Origin of the sequence: Brevundimonas sp. BH3, assembly GCF_045345115.1 — a bacterium.
Classification (GTDB): domain Bacteria; phylum Pseudomonadota; class Alphaproteobacteria; order Caulobacterales; family Caulobacteraceae; genus Brevundimonas.
In genome coordinates, this window is record NZ_CP150796.1 from 1,014,552 (window position 1) to 1,035,851 (window position 21,300).

Genomic DNA, 21,300 nt, shown 5'->3' on the forward strand with positions numbered 1-21,300 from the left:
TCGCTATCTGAAGCTTTAGTGAAGTTTCGGCCTTGATCTGGATCAGACCCTGTTCCCAGCGGCTCTCGGCTGTGCCAGCGTGCGCTCCAGTATTTTTGCTGGGGGATGCAATGATCCGCAAAGTTTTGATGGCCGCCGTGGCGGTAACCACCCTGATGGCAGCTGGGCCATCTCTGGCACAGGCGCGTGATGCTGCGGCTGCCGAGGCCCATGCGCGCCAGATTCTGCGCCGTACTCCTCTGATCGACGGTCACAATGATCTGCCGTGGGCGATCCGGCAAGGACATGGCAATGATGTTCACGGTGTGGACCTGACCAGCGATTTGTCGATGGCCACACGTCTGCACACGGATATTCCGCGTTTGCGCGAAGGGGGTGTGGGGGGGCAGTTCTGGTCTGTCTATGTGCCTGCCAGCATGAGTCAATTGGAAGCGGCCAAGGCGACCTTCGAGCAGATTGATACGGTCAAACGGATCATTGGCGGCTATCCGCAGACCTTCGAGTTGGCGACCACAGCCGACGATATCGTCCGCATCCACCGTCAAGGCAAGATTGCCAGCATGATCGGTATGGAAGGCGGTTATTCGATCGATGACAGTCTGGGCCTGCTGCGCGAGTTCCGCCGTGCGGGCGCGCTCTATATGACGCTGACCCACTCCAAATCGACCAACTGGGCCGATAGTGGCACCGATGCGCCCAAATGGGGTGGTCTGAACTCCTTTGGGGAAGAAGTCGTCAAAGAGATGAACCGCATTGGCATGATGGTGGATCTCAGCCATGTCTCGGCGGAAACCATGAAAGATGCCATTCGTGTGTCCTCGGCGCCGGTGATCTTCTCCCACTCTTCGGCGCTGGGCGTGACAGGTCACCCGCGCAACGTACCCGATGATGTGCTGGCAATGATGAAAGACAATGGCGGCATCGTCATGGTGACTTTCGTACCGGGCTTTATCAACGAGCAGGTGCGGGCATGGAGCGCCAACCGCGCCGCAGAGCAGGCCCGTCTGAACAGCCTGCATCCGGGTGATCCTGATCGTGCAAAGCGTGAACTGGCCGCATGGACAACGGCCCATCCGATCCCCCGCGCGACGCTGGACGACGTTGTGGCCCATATCCAGTATGTGCGCGATGTGGCTGGTATCGAACATATCGGTCTGGGCGGCGACTTTGACGGCGTGGATGCCCTGCCGGTCGATGTCGAGGCCGTGGATGCCTATCCGCGTATTCTGGGTCGTTTGATCCAGAATGGCTGGACCGATGCCGATATCCGTAAACTGGCGGGCGAGAACATGCTGCGTGTGATGCGCCGCGTCGAGGCTGTGGCGGCTGCTAAACAAACCGAACGCCCGAACCTGTCGCGTCTTCCGGCCGAATAGATACTCGAATCTCGTGAACGTCCGACACTTGATCCGGTTGGGATAATTCCTGTTAGGCGAGAGGCGTTCGCTTAATTTTGGATTTTTTTGTTCACAACATAATCAAATGAAAAGGGAGCGTGTTTTCACGCTCCCTTTTTTATTAACCGACGTTGAAATGGCCTGTTTGGCGCAGCCCTTCCCAGAGCGCGATACCGGCTGTGACCGACAGGTTCAGTGAGCGGGCGCCGGGCTTTAACGGCACCACGACACGCGCATCAGCAGCATCATGAACAAAGTCGGGCGCGCCCTTACTTTCCTTACCAAACAATAAGATATCATCATCTTGGAACTGAAAATCGGGCAGGGGCGTGGCCCCTTTTGTGGTTAAAAGCACCAGTCGTCCGGGCGGTTTATCGCCCAGAAAATCGTCCCAACTGGCATGACGTGTCATGTGGGAAAGTGGACCATAATCGAGGGCCGCACGCTTCATGGCACGGTCGTCGAAAGTGAAGCCGGTAGGCTCGATCACGTGCAATTCAACGCCAAAACAGGCGCTGAGACGGATGCAGGCACCGACATTCTGCGGGATATCAGGTTGAAAAAGGGCGAGACGCATTCTAAGGCCCACTCTACGCGCGGGATGGGGCCTTGTCGTGTCTTTTGTTGCGATTGCTTCTCAAGTTGTGTCTGCAGCTTGTCATGGGGTGGTCTAAACAGTGGCAGGATGGCAAAGGTTTTGCTTCCGCTAGTGAAGGTTCATGCCGACGGGACATCCCAGCTTGCTGTGGAGGGGGCCGATCGGATTGCAGAGGTGATACGCGTGGCCGAACCGGTCGTGAATCCTGATGGGCCTATGGGCCAAAACGAGGGTGGCGACGCTACCCGTCGTGATTTCATTCATATTGCTGCGGGCGCTGCTGCCGCTGGCGCTGGTGTGATGGTGGCCTGGCCGCTCATCAACCAGATGAGCCCCGCTGCTGACACCCTGGCTCTGGCTTCGATCGAATTCGATATGTCGAAGGTTCAGGAAGGCCAGCAGGTCGTCATCAAATGGCAGGGCAAGCCGGTGTTCGTGCGTTATCGCACGCCAGCCGAGCTGGCCAAGGTTGAGGGCGAGGGGGCTGTCGGCTCTCCGCCGCAAACCGACGCCGAGCGTACCAAGGCAGGCCACGAGAAATATCTCGTTGTCATTGGTTCGTGCACCCATCTGGGTTGCGTGCCGACCTTTAACGCCGGCGAGTACGGCGGCTGGTTCTGCCCGTGCCACGGTTCGCACTATGACGCATCGGGTCGCATCCGTAAGGGTCCGGCTCCGCTGAACCTCGTCGTGCCGGACTACGAATATCTGTCTGACACCCGCGTCAAGATCGGCTGAGGACGTACAGAGGAACCATGAGCAATCACGAATCCACCTACGTCCCGAAAACCGCTGTTGAGCGGTGGCTGGACACCCGCCTGCCGATCGTTCGCTTCGGTATGGACTATGCCAATCTGCCGACCCCCCGTAACCTGAACTACTGGTGGACTTTCGGCGGCATTCTGGCGATCTGCCTGATGACGCAAATCATCACAGGCATTGTGCTGGCTATGCACTATACGCCGCATATCGATCTGGCTTTTGCCTCGGTCGAGCGCATCATGCGCGACGTTCCGGGTGGCTGGCTGATCCGCTATGTGCACGCCAACGGCGCGTCTATGTTCTTCATCGCCGTCTATCTGCACATGCTGCGCGGCCTCTATTACGGTTCGTATAAAGCCCCTCGCGAGATGATCTGGATCATCGGCTGCGTGATCTTCTTCCTGATGATCGCGACGGCCTTCCTCGGCTATGTTCTGCCGTGGGGCCAGATGTCGTTCTGGGGTGCTGAGGTCATCACCAACCTGATCGGTGCGATCCCTGTTGTAGGCGAGCCGATCCTGGTGTGGCTGCGCGGTGGTCCTGCCATCGACAATGCGACCCTGAACCGCTTCTTCTCGCTGCACTACCTGCTGCCGTTCGTCATCGCTGGTTGTGTAGTTCTGCACCTGTGGGCTCTGCATGCTGCCGGTCAGAACAATCCGGTCGGTATCCTGATCCCGAAGGACCGCGAAAAGAAAGATACCCTGCCGTTCCACCCGTATTTCACGGTCAAGGATGGCTTTGCGATCATTCTGTTCCTGATCCTGTTTGCCGTGTTCGTATTCTTTAATCCGAACGCACTGGGTCACGCTGATAACTATATCCCTGCCAACCCGTTGGTGACACCGGCGCACATCGTGCCCGAGTGGTACATGCTGCCGTTCTACGCCATCCTGCGTGCCGTTCCGGACAAGTTCGGCGGTGTGGTTGCGATGTTTGCGGCGATCGGCGTTCTGTTCGTCCTGCCTTGGCTGGATACGTCCAAGGTGCGCTCGATGCGCTACCGCCCGACGATGAAGACCTTCTTCATCATCTTCTTGGTCGTGTGCTTCGGCCTCGGTTGGTGCGGTGCACAGCTTCCGGACGCTCCGGTTGTTCCGGGTATGCCGAGCTTCAACCTGATCGACGGTCAGCTGAACTCCTACCTGTGGCTGACGCGTTTCCTGACGATCTACTACTTCGTGTTCTTCATCGTCCTGATGCCGCTGGTCGGCCTCAAGGAGAAGCCGCTGCCGATCCCGGCAACGATTTCGGAGCCCGTGCTCCCGACGACCGAAGCCGAAAAGGTCTGATCGCGATGAACAACGAGAACAAGATGTCTTTCCGCAAGATCATCGCCTGTGCCGTTGCTGCGGCCGGTATCGTGGCAGTTGCATCGCCGGCCCTCGCGGCCGGTGGTGCAAAGCACCCGCGTGATGGTGGCTTCAGCTTCAATGGTCCGTTCGGCACCTTCGATCAGGGCCAGCTGCAACGCGGCTACAAGGTCTATCGTGAAGTTTGCTCGTCCTGCCACGGCATGGACCATGTCCACTTCCGTAACCTTGGCGACAAGCACGGCCCGTTTTGGAATCCGGCCTATCCAAACCCGAACGACAACCCTGTCGTGAAGGCTATGGCCAAGGAAATTCAGGTTGCCGATATCGACTCGGAAACCGGCGAAGCGCTGATGCGTGACGCCACCACGGCCGACAAGTTCCCGAATCCGTATCCGAACGCTACGGCGGCGGCTGCCGGTAATGGTGGGGCGGCTCCGCCCGACCTGTCGGTAATGGCCAAGGCTCGTCACGACGGTGCCAACTACATCTACTCGCTGCTGTCGGGTTATGTGGCTCCGCCCAAGGGTCTGAAAATCGCTCCGGGCCAGAACTACAACCCGTATATGGCTGGCGATCTGACCCCGTTCTGGGAAGGTCAGGGTCCGGCTCCGAAGGGTGGTTTCATCGCCATGCCGCCGCAGCTGACCAACGGCCAAGTCACCTATGACGACGGCACCGAGGCCACTGTCGACCAGATGGCCAAGGACGTTGCAGCCTTCATCATGTGGACTTCCGAGCCCAAGATGGTGGAGCGCAAGCAGGCCGGTTTCGGCGTGCTGATCTTCCTTCTGATGTTCGCAGGCATCACATATGCCTCGTACCGCAAGATCTGGAAGGGCGTGGCCCACTAGGCCATCCTTTCAGTTCAAGGATTTAACCCCGTCGACCTTTGGGTCGGCGGGGTTTTTCTTTGTTCCGGATGCGGCGGAAAACTCGACACCGGAGAAACCGGACTCTACGGTCACGCGACTATTGTATGGAGGGATGGCCCTATGCGCCTGTTTACGACCGTTGCGGCTCTGGCCCTGACTTCTGCTCTGGTGGCGGGTGCCGCCAATGCCCAGAGCGGTTTTGATGCTGCCCGTATTTCCGAGGAAATCCGTCTGCTGTCCGATGACAGTTTTGAAGGTCGCGGCATTGCCACGCCGGCCGAGCAAAAGGTCATCGACTTTGTCAGCCAGCGCTTTGCCGAGGCCGGTTTTGCACCGGGCGGCGAGAATGGCGGCTGGACGCAGGCCGTCACCCTGAACCGCATCGCCTCGTCGAATATCAGCGCCTCGCTGACACAAGGTGGCATGACCACAGCCTTGACCCAAGGACAGGAAGTCACGATCAGCTCGCGCCTGCCGGGCAGAAAGGTTGATCTGAAAGACGTGCCGCTGGTCTTCGTCGGCTATGGCGTGAACGCTCCCGAGCGCAACTGGAACGACTTCAAGACCGATGTGCGCGGCAAGATCATCGTCGTTCTGGTCAACGATCCGGATTTCGAAGAGCCGGAATTGAACACCTTCGGCGGCAAGGCCATGACCTATTATGGTCGCTGGACCTACAAGTACGAAGAAGCAGCCCGTCAGGGCGCAGCAGGTGTCCTGATCGTCCACGAGACGGCACCGGCGGCCTATGGCTGGACGACGGTTCAGAACTCGTGGAGCGTACCGCAGTTTGACATCCTGCGTGAAAATGCTGCGGCAGAGCGTGTTCCTGTCGAAGCCTGGATACAGCGCGATGTGGCCGAAAAACTGTTCGCCGCTGCCGGTGTCGATTTCGAAGAACAAAAGCGTCTGGCCCGCAGCGCCGACTTCCAGCCGGTGGATCTTAAGGCCACTATGGATGTCAGCTTTGACGTGGCGTCCGAACAGATCGTCACCCACAATATCGTGGCCCGTCTGGAAGGCAGCAAGCGCCCGAACGAAACCATTCTTTATGGCGCGCACTGGGACCATATCGGTGTAGATGCGGGCGAGGGCGTGAACGGCGACCGTATCTTCAACGGTGCCGTGGACAATGCTTCGGGCACGGTGGCGATTATCGAGATTGCACGTCGCTTTGGTCAGGGGCCGCGCCCGGAACGTTCGATCGTGATGGTCGCCTTTACGGGCGAGGAATCGGGTCTGCTGGGTTCGGAATATTATGCAGCTAATCCGCTCTATCCACTGGAAACCACGGCAGCCGGTTTCAATATCGACGCCGCCAATGTCTATGGTCGCAAGGACAAGCTGAACATTACCGGCTTTGGCCATTCCGATCTGGATGACCGTCTGAGCGCCATAGCCACCACACAAGGCCGCGGCATTGTGCCGGATGCCGGTGCGGCAGCGGGTATCTATTTCCGTTCCGATCACTTCCCGTTGGTAAAGCGCGGTGTGCCGATGTCCTATATCAACTCGGCCGGTGATTTCCGCGATGCGCCGATTGAGCCGCGTCTGGCCGCACAGGCGGAGTATGGCCGTATCGGTTACCATCAGGTGGCCGATGAATGGAGCGCCGACTGGGATCTGACCGGTATGATCGAGGATATGGAAGTCAGCTATCAGGCGGGTGTCGCACTGGCCAACTCGACCGATTGGCCGCAGTGGAAGCCGACCTCGGAATTCTCGACGGTACGGGCAGTTTCGCAAAGCCAGCGCGACTAAGCAGCAACCATTACAAAACGGTAAGGGCAACTCCGGCGGGGTTGCCCTTATTGGTATGCGATAACAAAATCGGGTGGGAGACCCTGTATGTCCAAGCGCTTGTTTCGCGGTGTAGCCTTTGCGGCTCTTGTATTTGCCGCTGCACCGTCCTTCGCGCAGGAGTTTGCGACGGATGTGTTGTCGGAAAAGGTACGCTTCATCAGCGCTGATGATTTTCAGGGTCGCTATCCCGGGACAGTAGGCGAGGAAAAGACGTTAGCTTGGCTGCAATCCGAATACGAGGCTATGGGCCTCAAACCGGGCGGACCGGATGGCCAGTGGTTACAACCTGTCGATTTGGTCAGTCTGATGCCACGCGATGCCTCGGTGACGCTGAAAGCGACCGATGGCAGCACCCACAAGCCGACCACGGCGGATGGGCTGATTGTGCGCGCCCTGAACGATGCAGGTCATGGCCATGTGAGCGACGCGGGACTGGTGTTTGCGGGCTATGGCATTACTGCGCCGGAACGCAACTGGGATGACTACGGCGATCTGGATGTGACCGGAAAGGTCGTCGTGCTGATGGGGGGATCGCCCGAGTTCAACAGCCCTTATCGTCGCTATTATGCGCAGGACGCCTATAAGGCCGACGAAGCCTATCGTCGGGGCGCGGTGGGCGTCATCATGATTTCAAATAATGATTGGGAACGCACGGTGACGATGCGTACGCGCTCCTCGCGTCTTGCACCGGGTTCGGCGCCGTTACAGTTCCGTGGTTGGGCTTCGCCGGAAATGGTGGTGGGCTGGGGTGTCGATGCGGCGCAACTGGAAGCGGCCAAGCTGGAAAGTTTCTCGGCCATGGCCTTGCCGCAGACCGTATCTGTGACGGCAAATGAAGACAAGACCACAGTGACCAGCCACAACCTGTTAGCGATCCTGCCGGGGACGGAGCGCCCTGACGAGACGGTCGTGTTCAGCGCCCACTGGGACCATGTCGGCACCCGCGATCCGGCCAATGGCGAAGACCATATCTTCAACGGCGCGTGGGATAATGCTTCGGGAACTGTCGGCGTCGTTGAAATGGCCCGCCAGTTCGTGGCCGACGGCCCGGCCAAGCGCAGCCTAGTCTTCCTGCATGTGACAGCGGAGGAAATGGGTCTGCTCGGGGCCTATGCCTATGTGGCCGATCCGGTCTATCCGCTGGAAACGACGGTTGCCAATATCAATATCGACATGCTGCCTTTGTCAGGGCCGACGCGTGATGTGCCCATCTTTGGCAAGGGGCAGAATAGTCTGGAAGACATGCTGGACACTTTGGCCAAGGCCGAGGGGCGCTATGTCAGCGATGACGGCCAACCGCAGCAGGGCTTCTATTACCGATCGGACCACTTTGCGTTTGCACGGGCAGGGGTTCCGGCCTTGATGCCGTGGCACGGTGTCGATTTTGTCGAAGGTGGCATCGAGGTTGGTAAGGCTGCCTGGCAGGAGCGTTTTGGCCGTGTCTATCATAAAACGACGGATGAATGGTCGGCAGACCTCGACTTCACTTCGGCGTCGGAAAACCTGACGCTGCTGTATCGTCTGGGTCGCGAGTTAGCAGACGGTAATAGCTGGCCGACCTGGAAAGCAGACTCCGAGTTTGGTCAGGTTCGCGCCCGTTCTGATGCGAGCCGCGGGACCCGTCACTGATCGGGTCATAGAATAAAAAGCCCTCCGCATTTTTGATGCGGAGGGCTTTTCTGTTCGAGCTGCTTTTAAACGGCACCGAGAGCTTGTTCGAGGTCGGTAATCAGGTCGTCGATATGTTCGATACCGACCGACAGACGTACCGTGTCCTCGGTCACACCAGCCTTGGCCAGTTCCTCAGTGGACAACTGACGGTGTGTGGTCGAGGCTGGGTGGCAGACCAATGACTTGGCGTCGCCGATATTGACCAGTCGCGTGAAGATTTTCACGGCATCCTGGAAGCGAGCACCGGCCTCGCGGCCCCCCTTCACACCGAAGGTCAGCAGGCCCGACGCCTTACCGCCGAAATACTTCTGTATCAGGCCGTGCGAAGCATGATCTTGAAGGCCCGCATAGTTGACCCATTCCACCTTGGGGTGGGCCTTTAGCCATTTGGCGATGGCGGTGGCATTCTCGACATGGCGATCCATACGGAGAGCCAACGTCTCCAGCCCCTGCAGGATCAGGAAGCTGTTGAACGGCGAGATGGCCGCGCCTGTGTTTCGCAACAAGACCGTGCGCACGCGGCCGATGAAGGCTGCTGGCCCAAGCGCCTCGGTATAGACCACGCCGTGATAGCTGATTTCCGGCTCGTTCAGGCGACGGAAGCGGGCCTTGTGTTCAGCCCACGGGAACTTGCCGCCATCGACAATGGCCCCGCCGATAGAGGTGCCGTGCCCGCCGATATATTTGGTCAGGGAGTGGACGACGATATCGGCACCATGCTCGATCGGGCGGGTCAGATAGGGGGTCGGCACCGTATTGTCGACGATCAGTGGCAGGCCTTGGGCGTGGGCGGCATCGGCCAGAGCGCCAAAGTCCACCACATTGCCCAGAGGGTTGCCGATAGACTCGCAGAAGACAGCCTTGGTGCGTTCGTCCGTATTGGCGGCGATGGCAGCCGGATCATTGGCGTCGATAAAGCGCACGGTAATGCCGTATTGCGGCAGGGTGTGCGCGAACAGGTTGTAGGTGCCGCCATACAGTGTCGAAGTGGCGATGATGTTGTCGCCTGCCTCGGCAATGGTCAGGATGGCATAGGTGATGGCGGCCATGCCCGACGAAACCGTCAGGGCCGCAATACCGCCCTCTAGCGCCGCAATGCGCTGTTCCAGCACATCCGAGGTCGGGTTCATGATGCGGGTATAGATATTGCCCGCGACCTTCAGGTCGAACAGGTCCGCCCCGTGTTGGGTATCGTCAAACGCATAGCTGGTGGTTTGATAGATCGGCACGGCCACCGACTTTGTGGTCGGATCAGGCGTATAGCCCGCGTGCAGGGCAAGAGTATCGAACTTCATGGCGTCCCTAGAGAATGTTCAGCTTGGATTGCGCTGATTCATCTAGGGCTTTGTCAAAGCCTGCAAGGGAAGGATATTGCAGTAATTCTATCAGGGCGGTCAGATTTTCTAACCGCCCTGAGGAAGTACCTTAGTTGTTGAACAGGAAGTGCATCACATCGCCGTCTTTGACGATGTAGCTCTTACCTTCGGCGCGCATCTTGCCCGCTTCCTTGGCACCGGCCTCGCCTTTGAGGGCGACATAGTCGTCATAGGCGATGGTTTCGCCGCGGATGAAGCCTTTTTCGAAGTCGGTGTGGATGACACCGGCGGCTTGCGGGGCGGTGGCACCGACCGGAATGGTCCATGCGCGCGCTTCCTTCGGACCCACGGTGAAGTAGGTCTGCAGGCCCAGCAGCTTGTAGGCTTCGCGGATCAGGCGGTTCAGGCCCGGCTCTTCGAGGCCGAGGGTTTCAAGGAATTCGCGTTGTTCTTCGTCGTCGAGGACGGCGATTTCCGACTCGATCTGGGCCGAGATGACCACTGAGTTGGCATTGTCCTCGGCGGCGCGCTTGGCCACCAGATCGGACAGCTCGTTGCCCTTGTCAGCCGAGGCTTCTTCCACATTGGCAACATAGAGGGCCGGAAGGGCCGTCAACAGTTGCAGCATGTCCCAGGCTTTTTTGTCTTCCTTGGACACTTCGGCCAGACGTGCAGGCTTGCCTTCGCGCAGTTGTTCCAGCGCAAGGTCGATCATCTTCAGGGTAAGCTGGGATTCCTTGTCTCCACCCTTGGCGCGCTTCTCGACCTGAACGCGGCGGCGCTCGAGGCTTTCAAGGTCGGCCAGCATCAGTTCGGTCTCGATGATTTCGAGGTCCGAGATCGGGTCGATGCGGTTTTCGACGTGGGTGATGTCGTCATCGACGAAGCAGCGGGCGACGAAGGCCACGGCGTCACAGTCGCGGATATTGGCGAGGAACTGGTTGCCCAGACCTTCACCCTTGGATGCGCCGCGCACCAGACCGGCTACGTCCACAAAGGTGATACGGGCCGGAATGATTTCCTTGGAACCGGCGATTTCAGCCAGTTTGTTCAGGCGCGGTTCCGGCACAGCCACGTCGCCGGTGTTCGGCTCGATGGTGCAGAACGGATAGTTTGCAGCTTGCGCCGCTGCCGTCTTGGTCAGGGCGTTGAACAGGGTGGACTTGCCGACATTGGGCAGACCGACAATCGCGACTTTAAGAGCCATGGTATTCCTCGTGAGCGCGTGCCTTTAGCCGTTCCGAGCCGATTTGTCAGTCTCGCGCAGTTATGGCCGTCTCTATAGGCACAAAAGGGCGGCCTTTCGACCGCCCTTTTGAGGATTATTGCTCGCCGCCGACCATGGGCGGGGTGCGGATGTCAAAATCGACCGTGGCGGGCGCGGCATTGGCAAAGTTCAGGGTGATCTTGGCGGTCTGGCCACTGACCAGCGGAGACTTCAAGCCCATCAGCATGATGTGGTTGCCGTGCGGCTTCAGTTCGGTGCGCTGGTTGGCCGGAAGGGGCAGACCCTTGTCGAGGTGCGCCATCTTCATGACCCCGCCTTCCATCTTCATCTCGTGAACCTGAGCCATATCGGCCTGATCGGTCGTAACGCCCGTCAGGGTGTCGTCTGCCGAAGAAGTCAGGATGACATAGCAGCCACCGGCCTTGGCACCGTTCGGCGTCGGACGGCACCATGCGTCTTCGATGGTGACATTGCCAGCCACCACGGTCGGGGTGATTTCGGCAGGGACCGATTCAGGCGCAGGAACCTCGGCGGGTGCTGCCGGCGCGTCCGTTTGCGAACCGCATGCGGCCAGAGCCAGCGTCGCCACGGTCATGGACAGGGTCAGAGCGTATTTCATTATCGGGCACCTTTCATAAGGGCGCATGGGAGATACGGGTCAATGTTCGCGCATTGGGTCCGCGCATTGGCACCCGCGCCGTGCCTAGACGAAGACGCGTGTTATGGGAATGGCACAATCTGACCTATCTCGACAGGGCAAGCCGGGTGTGTCAGCGTCGGATAATCAGAACGGAGGCCTTCCCCTATGAGCCGATTAACTGCTTCTTTGAACCTGCTGGCAACGACAGCCCTGTGTGCTGTGACGCTGGGAGGACCCGCTGTGGCCCAGCAGGTGGATCAGGGAGGTGGTGGACCGGACCGGTTGGCCCTTACTATCTACAACCAGAATATTGCTCTGGTGGAGGATGTGCGCAGCCTGAACATCGCGGCGGGTCGAGCGCGACAGGAGTTTCCGGGTGTATCGGCCTCTATCCGCCCCGAGACGGTGACGCTGTCGGGCAATGGCCTGTCTGTGGTGGAGCAGAATTTTGACTATGATCTGCTGACACCGTCCAAGCTGATGCAGGGCGCTGTGGGGCGTGAGGTCGGGATCGTTCGCACCAATCCCGGCAATGGTTCTCAGACCAGCGAGCGCGCCCGTGTGCTGGCCGCTAATGAAGGTGTGGTTCTTCAGATCGGCAACCGTGTCGAGGTGTTGCGCGATGACGGCGCGCCGACGCGTGTGGTGTTCGATGGTGTGCCACCGAATCTTCGTCCGCGCCCGACCTTGAGCGTGACGCTGGATGCGACGGGCAATCCGCGCCGCGATGTGACGCTGAACTATCTTACCGGCGGTCTGGAATGGAAGGCCGACTATGTGGCCCGCTTTGACGAGAAGGCGGGCAAACTGGACCTGACGGGGTGGGTGACCATCACCAATAATTCCGGCTCGACCTTTGACAATGCGGTTACTCGTGTTGTGGCCGGAACGGTCAATGTCGCGGGCGGTGGGCGCAATCAGTATAATGGCGGGCGCGGCAATGGCATGAACGCGGGCAGCAATGCCGCCGAGGGCGATGCCCATGTCTATCTGTTGCCGGAACGTGTGACGGTGGCCAATAACCAGACCAAACAGGTCGGTTTGCTGGATGCGGCCAATGTTCCGGCCAGCAAACGTTATGTCTATCAGGCCTATGGCTTTTCGACACAGGAACAGGCGCAGGCCGCTGATGTGGGCATTGTATTCCGCAGCGAACCGGCCCTGCCTGCGGGCGTGATGCGTGTCTATGTGGCGGGCGCTGACGGCGAGCCGCGCTTTATCGGCGAGGACCAGTTGAACCATTCGCCTGCAGGGTCCGATCTGGTGATCTCGACCGGCAAGGCGTTTGACGTGACCGTACAGTCGCGCGTGGTGGCCTCCGAGCGTGTGGGATCATATGGCGCGAACCGCTATCGCACCCGCTACCAGATGGAATACCGCGTGCGTAACGCGACGGGCGAATCCAAGACGGTCGAGGTCCGCCAGCGTGCGGGCGGGCGCGATACCGAGCTTTCCAATGAAAGCCTGAAGGGCGAAATGGCCGATGCCTATACCGCCGTATGGAAGGTGCCGGTTGCGGCCAATGGCGAGACGGTCCTGACGGCTACGATCACGACGGGCGGCTGATATGCGCCTGCTGTGTGCAGTGCTGGCGGCCACGGTCGCGATGGGACCTATGGTGGCTGTCGCTCAACCGGTGACGGCACCTGTTGTCGCCAGTCATGAAAGCGTGTCCGAGGGGCCTGAAGCCGTCGAGGTCGTGGTCTATCGCGGTCAGGCGGTGGATACGTCCGATCTGATCCAGCGTTCGCGCTATTCGTGGTCACGTCTGGACCGCGAGGGGCTGGCCCTGATTGTCGAAAAGCGTACGGTCGATGTGCCTGCGGGCGAAGGCGTGATCCGCTTCAAGGGGCTGGGCACAGGCATCGTGCCGCACAGCGCTACTATAGACGGGCTGCCTGCCGATCTGGTGGAGCAGAATGCCGACTATGAGCTGATTACGCCCTTTAACCTGCTGGATCGGGCTGTGGGCCAGACGGTCAGTGTGGTGCGGACCAATGCCACCACAGGGCTTGAGGAAACCCACCAGGCCACCATCAGGGCAGGGCAGCGCGGGACGGTGCTGGAAATCGACGGCCAGTTTGAGGCGTTGGACTGTTCGGGCCTGACCGAACGGATTGTTTTTAACGAGGTGCCGCAAGGCTTGGGGGCGACACCGACCTTGTCAGTCCGCACACGGGCGACACAGGCGGGCCGCTATACGGTGACGCTGGCCTATCTGGCGACGGGCTTGCAGTGGTCAGCGGACTATGTGGCGCATCTGAATGATGATGGCCGCTCGCTGGACCTTCAGGGCTGGATCACGCTAGCCAATTTTGGCGGCACCAGTTTTGCCGATGCGCCTGTGACCGTGGTGGCGGGCGACCTGTCGATGACGGGTGATTCCGTGCCGGTAGAGATCAGGCGCACCGCCAGCGCCACCCAGTGCTGGCCGCAGGGACGCACGCATGAAGGGCTGGCGGTTTGGTTGCCGCCACCCCCGCCACCGCCTCCACCCCCGCCTGCACCGGCGATGGCAATGCGCGAAAATCGGGCAGAATATGATGGAGCGCCTGTCGTAGTTACGGGCTCTCGCATCAAGGCGAAGATGGAGGAACTGGGCGACTACAAGGCCTATGTCTTGCCGCACCCGACGACTGTCGCCGCCAACCAGATGAAGCAGGTGTTGTTCTTTGCACAGGACGACGTGCCGTTTCAGCGCATCTACAGCTTTGATCTTCAGGCGCGAGAACCTGATGCGCCTTTGGCGACGGCGCGTATAGATCTGTTGATGCGTAACGATGCGCAGCAGGGACTGGGGCTTCCGGTGCCCGAGGGCAAGGCCGTCATCATGGCTGATGATCCGAGATTCGGTCCGATGCTGGCGGGGCAGACACGATTTGACGACACACCTGTCGGTCTGCCGCTGCGGGTGGTTTTTGGCAATGCGCCGGAAGTGACTGGAAGTTTCCTTCTGGTCGAGAATACGTCACGCGGAAGTGGCACGCGTAAGAAGGCCGAGAGAACCTATCGGATCGAACTGACCAATGGCGGTGATCAAGCGACAGATGTCGAGGTTGTCATTCCGTCTAGCATTACGGGACTGCGCGGTTTCCGTATGGGGCGCGAGGGGATTCGTAGCCGGATTGACCCCGATCGTGGTGTGCGTGTCTGGACCCTGAGCCTTGAGGCGGGCGAGCAGCGGACATTTGATGCCCGCTTCTCCTATGATGACCCGTCGTAAGACCTAGCTGCCGTTAGCCGCTTGGCGCGGGCTGAATTTTGGGGCGGGGGCCAGACGCATGACCTCGCCCTGATAGCGCTCGTCATCGCCCTTTATGGCAAAGGGCAGGGCGTCGGCGCAGGCGTTCAGCATGGCCTCAAGCCACGGCTGGTCGGCCTTGGCGAAATCACCCAGCACATGGGCATGCACCAGTTTGGGATCGCCGGGATGGCCGACACCCATGCGGCCACGACGGAAGTCTGCGCCCAGATGGGCAATGGCGCTGCGGATGCCGTTTTGACCGGCAGCCCCGCCGCCTTTTTTCATGCGGAAACGACCGGGGGCCAGATCGATCTCGTCGTGGAAGATGATGATGTTATCTACCGGCACCTTATAAAAACGGGCCGCCTCGCCAATGGCGCGACCACTCTCGTTCATGAAGGTCTGCGGTTTCATCAGCAGGACTTTCTCGCCCTCGATCTCGCCATCCTGAATCTTGGACTGGAATTTGGCCTTCTCGGGACCAAAGCGCCAGCGACGCGCGATTTCATCGGCGGCCATAAAGCCGATATTGTGGCGGTTCTTTTCGTACTTTGCGCCGGGATTACCCAGACCTGCGATGATAAACATGGGTGTCTTCTGCCTTGAGTGGAGGGCAAAGAAAAGCCCCGCAGCGAAAACGCTACGGGGCTTAGATCTTTCGGGAAGATCAGAAGGGATTAGCCTTCTTCGTCTTCTTCGGCTTCTTCCTTGACGCCGCCGCCCGGTGCCTTGACCGTTGCGATCATGAAGTCGCGGTCGCCGATAACCGGGGTCGCGCCTTCCGGCAGGTTGGTGATGTCCGAGAAGCGGATAGCCGCACCGACTTCAGCCTTGGCCAGATCGACGATCAGGGTGTGCGGCATACGGTCGGCAAGGACCATGATTTCGACTTCGTGACGGACGATTTCCAGCGTGCCACCTTGACGCACGAACGGAGCTTCGTCGCCATTGATGAACTGGACGGTCAGGTCAACCTTCACCGGAACCGATGCATCAAAGCGCATCAGGTCGAAGTGCAACGGACGATCCGTAACCGGATCGAAGTCGATGGCCTTGGCAATAACCGGCTGGGTTTCGTTGCCGTGCTTCAGGGTGACCAGCTGGCCACGCAGGTTGCCGGTGTACAGCGACTTGCGGAATTCGCGCTCGCTTACGGAAATGGCAACCGGGGCTTTGTCACCACCGTACAGGATGCCAGGCACAGCGCCGGCGCGACGCACAGCACGGGCGCTTCCGGTGCCCACGCCTTCGCGGACGTCAACGTTCAGAATGATCTCGGCCATAGGGCTCGCCTTCATACAAATAAACGCCAGCGCTGGGCTGATGCCAGCGCGGCGGGGTCATGAACCCTTCGAATTCAAGAGCGCGGGCTATTACACGGATCATAGGCAGGACGCAACCGCTCCTGCCTATATTGCCCGCGAAAACTCGCCTTATCCGGTAGGCTGTGTAGAGGAATTTGGCTCAGACACAACACTTACTGTCGGAACAATGGTCGGTCGGGGGCCTGCGAACTGCGACGTACATTGCGCAAGATCGCGCACAATGTGACGACCGGTGCAGAAGATATCCTCATAGTTCGGCTTGGATGCGGCCAGGCACTGATAGAGCATCAGCTTGGACATTGTCAGGCAGAACTCGTTGTTGGATTCGGTCGTCAGGGCGTCTGTATTGGCCCGTGCCTCCTCGCCCGCAGCACCAAGCGCAGCAAGGGCGGCAAGAGCCAGAGCGTTCGCTACAGCCGGAGTGTAGGGGGCTCCGCGATGGGCACTTTGCGACACCAGTCCCGTACCGCTGTGTGCGGCAGCCAGCAGGCGGGCGCTTTCCTCGGCCGAGGGCATGCGCGGGACCGAGAGATCCTTGGCGGCTTGCAGGCGGCCATTGCGATCCTGAACATTCTGGGTTGCCCAGCGGCGACGAGGATCATTGCGTTCCTGAATCGTATAGGCGTCGGCTTCGACACCGTCTGCAATCAGGGTGAGAGCATCGATATCGCGAATCAAGGTTTGCACCATCAGGCCGACAGCTGCATCGGCACCGGGCAGGGTGGCGGCATAGGCCGGATCAGCAATGATTCGGCGGATCATTTCCTGACGTTGAACCGGATCGCTGCCGTATTGGCGCACGCCAGCCAGATATTCAGGTGATTGCAGGGCCAGAATAGCACCATAGGCGATCATACCGCGCGACATCTGGGCGGCGTCATAGGCAGCCCCTTTGCGCAGTTCGGCCTGAATTTCTTCGGCACTCTGGAAACCACCAGCCTTGATGGTGTTCAGGTCGCGTACAAAGGCGACATAGACCGAGGCGGCTTCAGCCACGCTTTGGTTCAACGCAATCGCGGGCGGCGGCGCAGGCGGGGGCGGTGGAGGCGCTTCCGGCTCGGGAGTCGAGCAACTGGCCAGAAGGACGGCGGCGGCCAGACTCGCAACCGAAAGGCCACGACAGGATATCATGGCGCTTAGCGGAGCCGGACGCGTCTTGAACTGTGGCATCGGCGGGCTTCCCTTTACTATAATCACGAAAGGAGCCGCGCCGCACAGCGCAGCCCCTAATGGGGGCTAAGGCCGTCCAATACGCTCGAATATGGTTAGCCGAACCTTAATCGAAAAGCTTGGACACAGATTCTTCATTGGCGATACGACGGATCGCTTCGCCAATCAGAGGGGCAACGCTGACACGGCGGATTTTGTTGCAAGCCAGTACAGCGGCCGGTTGTTCGATAGAATCAGTGATAACCAGTTCGCTCAACGGGCCATTCTGGACACGTTCTACAGCCGGACCGGACAATACGCCGTGGCTGATATAGGCTGACACTTCGGTGGCGCCTTGGGCAATCAAAGCCTCGGCGGCATTGACCAGGGTGCCGCCCGAATCGACGATATCGTCGAACAGGATGCAGCTGCGTCCCGCCACGTCACCGATAATGTTCATGACTTCGGACTTGCCCGGCTCGGGGCGACGCTTGTCGACAATGGCCAGATCGCAGTCGAGGCGCTTGGCCAGCGAGCGGGCGCGAACCACGCCACCGACGTCCGGCGAGACGATGACCAGCGAATCGCGCGGCTTGGTTTCGCGGATATCCTGTGCCAGCACCGGCATGGCGACCAGATTATCGGTCGGAATATCGAAGAAGCCTTGAATCTGTCCGGCATGCAGATCCATCGTCAGAACACGGTCGGCACCGGAGCGTTCGATCAGGTTGGCAACCAGCTTGGCCGAGATCGGCGTGCGGCCGCCGGTCTTGCGGTCCTGACGGGCATAGCCGAAATAGGGCATGACACAGGTTACGCGACGGGCCGAAGCGCGGCGAAGCGCATCGACCATAATCAACATTTCCATCAGGTTGTCATTGGCAGGGAAACTGGTGGACTGGATGATAAAGACATCCTCGCCGCGAACATTTTCCTCGATAACGGCGAAAACCTCATTATCAGCGAAACGCTTGACGTCTGCCTTTGTAAGAGGTGCATCGAGGTGGTTGGCAATCGCTTGCGCCAACGTCCGGTTCGAATTGCCTGCCAGCAGCTTCATGACCGGTCATCCTTTCGCCGTGTTCGGACCTGCACATTTGCGGTCCTTAGATTATGTTCCGCGCTCTCTAGGCTGCGAAATGACTCGCATCAACCCGCGTTTCCGTGATTTCCGCGCATTGGCATCGCGTTGTGCGCTGTTATAGAGAACACCAAGGACATGTGATGCAGAGGGTGCATCGCCTGTTTGGCAAAATTACGAGGTTGCTCTTGCCCGCTCACAAGTCTCGCTCCGGTTCGTTCCGCTCTGGCATGATGCTGATGGGTGTTGCTGCCTTAGCACTCACGCTTTCGGCATGCGCCGGAAACAACACACGTCAGAAGCTCGCCTATGAAGAGCGGCCGGTCGAGGCCCTGTATAATACGGGCTACCAACGTCTTCAGTCCAAGCGTTGGAACGATGCGATCGATTACTTCCAGGAAGTTGAACGCCAGCATCCCTATTCGGAATGGGCGCGTCGCGCGATTCTGATGCAGGTCTATGCCTATTACCAGAACAGCAACTATAACGAGGCGATTGCTGCGGCGGACCGTTTTATCGCGCTGTTCCCCGGTAACCCGTCGGCATCCTATGCCTTCTATATGAAGGCTGTCTGCAATTTCGAGCGCATCGTCGATGTGGGCCGTGACCAAGGCTATGCCGAGGCCGCTTTGGCCGGACTGCGTGATGTCGAGCGCCGTTACCCGAATACGCCCTATGCCACCGATGCGCGTGTGAAGATCGACATGGTCAACGACCAGCTGGCCGGTAAGGAAATGGCTGTCGGCCGTTTCTATCAACGCAACAGCCAGCCGATCGGTGCCCTGAACCGCTATAAGGCTGTGATCGAAAATCCGGCCTTCCAGCGCACCTCGCATACGCCGGAAGCCCTGTATCGTCTGGTCGAGCTGAACCTGCAGCTGGGTCTGCGTGACGAGGCCGTGCGTAACGCCTCGGTACTGGGGCATAACTTCCCGGGCAGCCAGTGGTATACGGATGCCTTTGCCCTGTTGACCGACGGCGCGCAGGGGCCTGAAAACATCCAAGCCCCTGAAGCCAAGAAATCCTGGGTTAGCCGCCTCAATCCTTTCGATCGCGACTGATTGACGGAATTTATGGAATGCAGAGGTGTAAAAGCCTCTGTGTTCTTGTTCTGTTTTCGCTAGAGTGGTCTGGAATAACGCGAATCAAACCGATCCATGCTCACCACTCTTTCGATCCGTGATGTGGTCCTCGTCGATACGCTCGACCTGGAAGTCGAGAACGGACTGACCGTTCTGACCGGCGAAACCGGCGCGGGTAAATCTATTATACTGGATGCTCTGGGCCTGGCGCTGGGTGCGCGGGGCGATGCAGGGCTGGTGCGGCACGGCGCAAAACAGGCTGTGGCGACGGCGGTATTCTCGGTCCCCGATGATGCCGAATTGCTGGCGGCCATTGAAGAAAAAGGGTTCGAGCTGCGCGCTGGCGACGAGTTGATCCTGCGCCGTATCCTGTCGGCGGATGGCCGCTCCAAAGCCTATATCAACGATCAGCCGGTGGGTGTGACGGCCCTACGCGACATTGGATCGCGTTTGGTCGAGGTGCACGGCCAGCACGAGACGGTCGGCCTTCTGGACTGGAAGACCCATCGCGCTTCGCTGGATGCCTATGGCGGTTTGCAACCCCAGTTGTCGGCGGTGGCCGATACGGCGCGGAAACTAAAAGACGCTTTGAACCGTCTGGCGGAACTTCAGGCCGAGGCCGTCGATGCGGCCAGTCGTGCCGAAGAAATCTCGCAAAATCTTGCCGAACTGGATGCGCTCGATCCGCGCGAGAACGAGGAAACCGAGCTGGCGGGCGATCGCGCCGTGTTGGGGGCTGCCGAAAAGGCGCTGGCCGATCTGGCCGATGCCCGCACGCAACTGGGTGGAGACAAGCTGTCGCAGAAGCTGAGTGCGGCGCTGCGTGCTGTGGAACATGCCCGTACCCGCGCAGGGCAGGCGGGTATCGAAGGCGATCATCCGGTCATCAAAAGCCTGTCCGATGCAGTCGAAGCCATTGACCGCACCATGGTCGAGGCCATGGAAGCGATTGCGGCAGTGGATGCTGCTGCCGATGCCTTTGATTTCGAGCCGGGAGCATTGGACAAGACCGAAGAGCGTCTGTTTGCCCTGAGGGCCACAGCCCGCAAGCTGCACACAACGGTAGATGCCCTGCCATCCTTGCGGGTGCGACTCCGTGAGCAACTTCGCCTTATCGAGAATAGCGAAGAGGCCCTGACCAATGCCCGCCGTGAGGCGGCGGTGGCGGCGCAAGACTATGATGCGGCCGCAGAGGTTCTGACCGTGGCGCGGCAGGGGGCTGCCGAGCGCTTGACCGAGGCGGTCATGGCCGAGTTGGGGCCGCTGAAGCTGGAGCGGGCGCGTTTCCGCGTGGCTATGGAACCGGTCGAGGGCCGTCGCGGACCGGAAGGCCGCGAGACGATCCGCTTCCAGGTTTCCACCAATACGGGTACGGCATTTGGTCCGCTGGACAGTGTGGCTTCGGGTGGGGAACTGGCCCGTTTTGCACTGGCGATGAAGGCCGCTCTGGCCAGCCGCGAGGACATGATTCAGCCGGTGATGATCTTTGACGAGGTCGATCAGGGGGTCGGCGGTGCTGTGGCCGAGGCTGTAGGCGGGCGTTTGAAACGGCTGGCGCATGGCGCTCAGGTGCTGGTGGTGACCCACAGCCCGCAGGTTGCGGCATGCGGCCATACCCACTGGAAAATCCGCAAGGCCGACAAGGACGGCATGACGACATCAACGGTCGAGCCGCTGGACGAGGTCCACCGTCTTGAGGAAATCGCTCGCATGCTGTCGGGAGCCGAGGTGACCGACGAGGCCCGCGCCGCCGCGAACCGGCTGATAGCCTAAGGGCGGCCTTTACCCCGCCTCAGTCAAAGATTATCTGCCGACC

The 21,300-nt window shown here is 59.7% G+C and carries 18 protein-coding genes; 10 read left to right on the forward strand and 8 right to left on the reverse strand.

All coding sequences use genetic code 11. The features are described 5' to 3' along the window. Positions 1–110: 110 nt before the first annotated feature. A complete protein-coding gene (locus tag WEU32_RS04745; RefSeq protein WP_312813949.1) occupies positions 111–1,376 on the forward strand; it encodes a dipeptidase in 1,266 nt (421 codons plus the stop codon). Positions 1,377–1,518: 142 nt separating this feature from the next. Here WEU32_RS04745 and WEU32_RS04750 read toward each other — a convergent pair whose 3' ends face one another. Continuing rightward, positions 1,519–1,974 (reverse strand): tRNA (cytidine(34)-2'-O)-methyltransferase, encoded by a 456-nt coding sequence (locus tag WEU32_RS04750; RefSeq protein ID WP_312137637.1) that lies wholly within the window; start codon positions 1,972–1,974, stop codon positions 1,519–1,521. A 237-nt stretch (positions 1,975–2,211) separates the two neighbouring features. Between WEU32_RS04750 and petA the strand changes: the two genes are divergently transcribed. The 5 genes from petA (at position 2,212) to WEU32_RS04775 (ending at position 8,377) form a co-directional block, all read left to right on the forward strand. After that, complete coding sequence (gene petA / locus WEU32_RS04755) at positions 2,212–2,733, forward strand: ubiquinol-cytochrome c reductase iron-sulfur subunit (protein WP_312138199.1); 522 nt, start codon at positions 2,212–2,214, stop codon at positions 2,731–2,733. Positions 2,734–2,750: 17 nt separating this feature from the next. Beyond that, positions 2,751–4,049: a cytochrome b/b6 gene (locus tag WEU32_RS04760; protein WP_312813947.1), complete on the forward strand. Its 1,299-nt coding sequence runs from the start codon at positions 2,751–2,753 to the stop codon at positions 4,047–4,049. Positions 4,050–4,072: 23 nt separating this feature from the next. After that, positions 4,073–4,924, forward strand: a complete 852-nt coding sequence (locus WEU32_RS04765) for a cytochrome c1 (protein WP_406853067.1) — start codon at positions 4,073–4,075, stop codon at positions 4,922–4,924. A 141-nt stretch (positions 4,925–5,065) separates the two neighbouring features. After that, a complete protein-coding gene (locus WEU32_RS04770) occupies positions 5,066–6,706 on the forward strand; it encodes a M28 family metallopeptidase (RefSeq protein ID WP_406853068.1) in 1,641 nt (546 codons plus the stop codon). 87 nt (positions 6,707–6,793) lie between these two features. Beyond that, positions 6,794–8,377, forward strand: a complete 1,584-nt coding sequence (locus WEU32_RS04775) for a M28 family peptidase (protein WP_406853069.1) — start codon at positions 6,794–6,796, stop codon at positions 8,375–8,377. A 65-nt stretch (positions 8,378–8,442) separates the two neighbouring features. Here WEU32_RS04775 and WEU32_RS04780 read toward each other — a convergent pair whose 3' ends face one another. The 3 genes from WEU32_RS04780 to WEU32_RS04790 form a co-directional block, all read right to left on the reverse strand. After that, positions 8,443–9,714 carry an O-acetylhomoserine aminocarboxypropyltransferase/cysteine synthase family protein gene (locus tag WEU32_RS04780; RefSeq protein WP_406853070.1) on the reverse strand — a complete coding sequence of 424 codons (1,272 nt, stop codon included), beginning with the start codon at positions 9,712–9,714 and terminating at the stop codon, positions 8,443–8,445. A 130-nt stretch (positions 9,715–9,844) separates the two neighbouring features. After that, complete coding sequence (gene ychF / locus WEU32_RS04785) at positions 9,845–10,942, reverse strand: redox-regulated ATPase YchF (protein ID WP_406853072.1); 1,098 nt, start codon at positions 10,940–10,942, stop codon at positions 9,845–9,847. 115 nt (positions 10,943–11,057) lie between these two features. Continuing rightward, on the reverse strand, positions 11,058–11,582 hold the full coding sequence (locus WEU32_RS04790) for a copper chaperone PCu(A)C (protein ID WP_406853073.1): 525 nt from the start codon (positions 11,580–11,582) through the stop codon (positions 11,058–11,060). A gap of 186 nt (positions 11,583–11,768) precedes the next feature. Between WEU32_RS04790 and WEU32_RS04795 the strand changes: the two genes are divergently transcribed. Next, positions 11,769–13,169 carry a DUF4139 domain-containing protein gene (locus WEU32_RS04795; RefSeq protein WP_406853074.1) on the forward strand — a complete coding sequence of 467 codons (1,401 nt, stop codon included), beginning with the start codon at positions 11,769–11,771 and terminating at the stop codon, positions 13,167–13,169. A gap of 1 nt (position 13,170) precedes the next feature. Beyond that, positions 13,171–14,826: a DUF4139 domain-containing protein gene (locus WEU32_RS04800; RefSeq protein WP_406853075.1), complete on the forward strand. Its 1,656-nt coding sequence runs from the start codon at positions 13,171–13,173 to the stop codon at positions 14,824–14,826. Positions 14,827–14,829: 3 nt separating this feature from the next. On the opposite strand, the gene pth is transcribed toward WEU32_RS04800, so the two are convergent. The 4 genes from pth to WEU32_RS04820 all read right to left on the reverse strand — a co-directional run bounded on the left by pth (position 14,830) and on the right by WEU32_RS04820 (position 18,381). Further along, the gene (pth, locus tag WEU32_RS04805) at positions 14,830–15,435 is read right to left on the reverse strand and encodes an aminoacyl-tRNA hydrolase (RefSeq protein ID WP_406853076.1); all 606 of its coding nucleotides are present in this window, start codon (positions 15,433–15,435) and stop codon (positions 14,830–14,832) included. Positions 15,436–15,524: 89 nt separating this feature from the next. Beyond that, positions 15,525–16,130 carry a 50S ribosomal protein L25/general stress protein Ctc gene (locus tag WEU32_RS04810; protein ID WP_406853077.1) on the reverse strand — a complete coding sequence of 202 codons (606 nt, stop codon included), beginning with the start codon at positions 16,128–16,130 and terminating at the stop codon, positions 15,525–15,527. 150 nt (positions 16,131–16,280) lie between these two features. Further along, a complete protein-coding gene (locus tag WEU32_RS04815; RefSeq protein ID WP_406853078.1) occupies positions 16,281–17,342 on the reverse strand; it encodes a hypothetical protein in 1,062 nt (353 codons plus the stop codon). A gap of 106 nt (positions 17,343–17,448) precedes the next feature. After that, a complete protein-coding gene (locus WEU32_RS04820; protein WP_312137660.1) occupies positions 17,449–18,381 on the reverse strand; it encodes a ribose-phosphate pyrophosphokinase in 933 nt (310 codons plus the stop codon). A gap of 251 nt (positions 18,382–18,632) precedes the next feature. Between WEU32_RS04820 and WEU32_RS04825 the strand changes: the two genes are divergently transcribed. Beyond that, complete coding sequence (locus WEU32_RS04825) at positions 18,633–19,463, forward strand: outer membrane protein assembly factor BamD (RefSeq protein ID WP_312138200.1); 831 nt, start codon at positions 18,633–18,635, stop codon at positions 19,461–19,463. Positions 19,464–19,559: 96 nt separating this feature from the next. After that, positions 19,560–21,257 (forward strand): DNA repair protein RecN, encoded by a 1,698-nt coding sequence (gene recN / locus WEU32_RS04830; protein WP_406853079.1) that lies wholly within the window; start codon positions 19,560–19,562, stop codon positions 21,255–21,257. Positions 21,258–21,300 lie beyond the last annotated feature (43 nt).

Excerpts from the sequence above, each read along its gene's own strand:
- WEU32_RS04745 (WP_312813949.1), top strand. The coding sequence starts at position 111 with ATGATCCGCAAAGTTTTGATGGCCGCCGTGGCGGTAACCACCCTGATG.
- WEU32_RS04750 (WP_312137637.1), bottom strand. The coding sequence starts at position 1,974 with ATGCGTCTCGCCCTTTTTCAACCTGATATCCCGCAGAATGTCGGTGCC.
- petA (WP_312138199.1), top strand. The coding sequence starts at position 2,212 with ATGGGCCAAAACGAGGGTGGCGACGCTACCCGTCGTGATTTCATTCAT.
- WEU32_RS04760 (WP_312813947.1), top strand. The coding sequence starts at position 2,751 with ATGAGCAATCACGAATCCACCTACGTCCCGAAAACCGCTGTTGAGCGG.
- WEU32_RS04765 (WP_406853067.1), top strand. The coding sequence starts at position 4,073 with ATGTCTTTCCGCAAGATCATCGCCTGTGCCGTTGCTGCGGCCGGTATC.
- WEU32_RS04770 (WP_406853068.1), top strand. The coding sequence starts at position 5,066 with ATGCGCCTGTTTACGACCGTTGCGGCTCTGGCCCTGACTTCTGCTCTG.
- WEU32_RS04775 (WP_406853069.1), top strand. The coding sequence starts at position 6,794 with ATGTCCAAGCGCTTGTTTCGCGGTGTAGCCTTTGCGGCTCTTGTATTT.
- WEU32_RS04780 (WP_406853070.1), bottom strand. The coding sequence starts at position 9,714 with ATGAAGTTCGATACTCTTGCCCTGCACGCGGGCTATACGCCTGATCCG.
- ychF (WP_406853072.1), bottom strand. The coding sequence starts at position 10,942 with ATGGCTCTTAAAGTCGCGATTGTCGGTCTGCCCAATGTCGGCAAGTCC.
- WEU32_RS04790 (WP_406853073.1), bottom strand. The coding sequence starts at position 11,582 with ATGAAATACGCTCTGACCCTGTCCATGACCGTGGCGACGCTGGCTCTG.
- WEU32_RS04795 (WP_406853074.1), top strand. The coding sequence starts at position 11,769 with ATGAGCCGATTAACTGCTTCTTTGAACCTGCTGGCAACGACAGCCCTG.
- WEU32_RS04800 (WP_406853075.1), top strand. The coding sequence starts at position 13,171 with ATGCGCCTGCTGTGTGCAGTGCTGGCGGCCACGGTCGCGATGGGACCT.
- pth (WP_406853076.1), bottom strand. The coding sequence starts at position 15,435 with ATGTTTATCATCGCAGGTCTGGGTAATCCCGGCGCAAAGTACGAAAAG.
- WEU32_RS04810 (WP_406853077.1), bottom strand. The coding sequence starts at position 16,130 with ATGGCCGAGATCATTCTGAACGTTGACGTCCGCGAAGGCGTGGGCACC.
- WEU32_RS04815 (WP_406853078.1), bottom strand. The coding sequence starts at position 17,342 with ATGCCACAGTTCAAGACGCGTCCGGCTCCGCTAAGCGCCATGATATCC.
- WEU32_RS04820 (WP_312137660.1), bottom strand. The coding sequence starts at position 18,381 with ATGAAGCTGCTGGCAGGCAATTCGAACCGGACGTTGGCGCAAGCGATT.
- WEU32_RS04825 (WP_312138200.1), top strand. The coding sequence starts at position 18,633 with ATGATGCTGATGGGTGTTGCTGCCTTAGCACTCACGCTTTCGGCATGC.
- recN (WP_406853079.1), top strand. The coding sequence starts at position 19,560 with ATGCTCACCACTCTTTCGATCCGTGATGTGGTCCTCGTCGATACGCTC.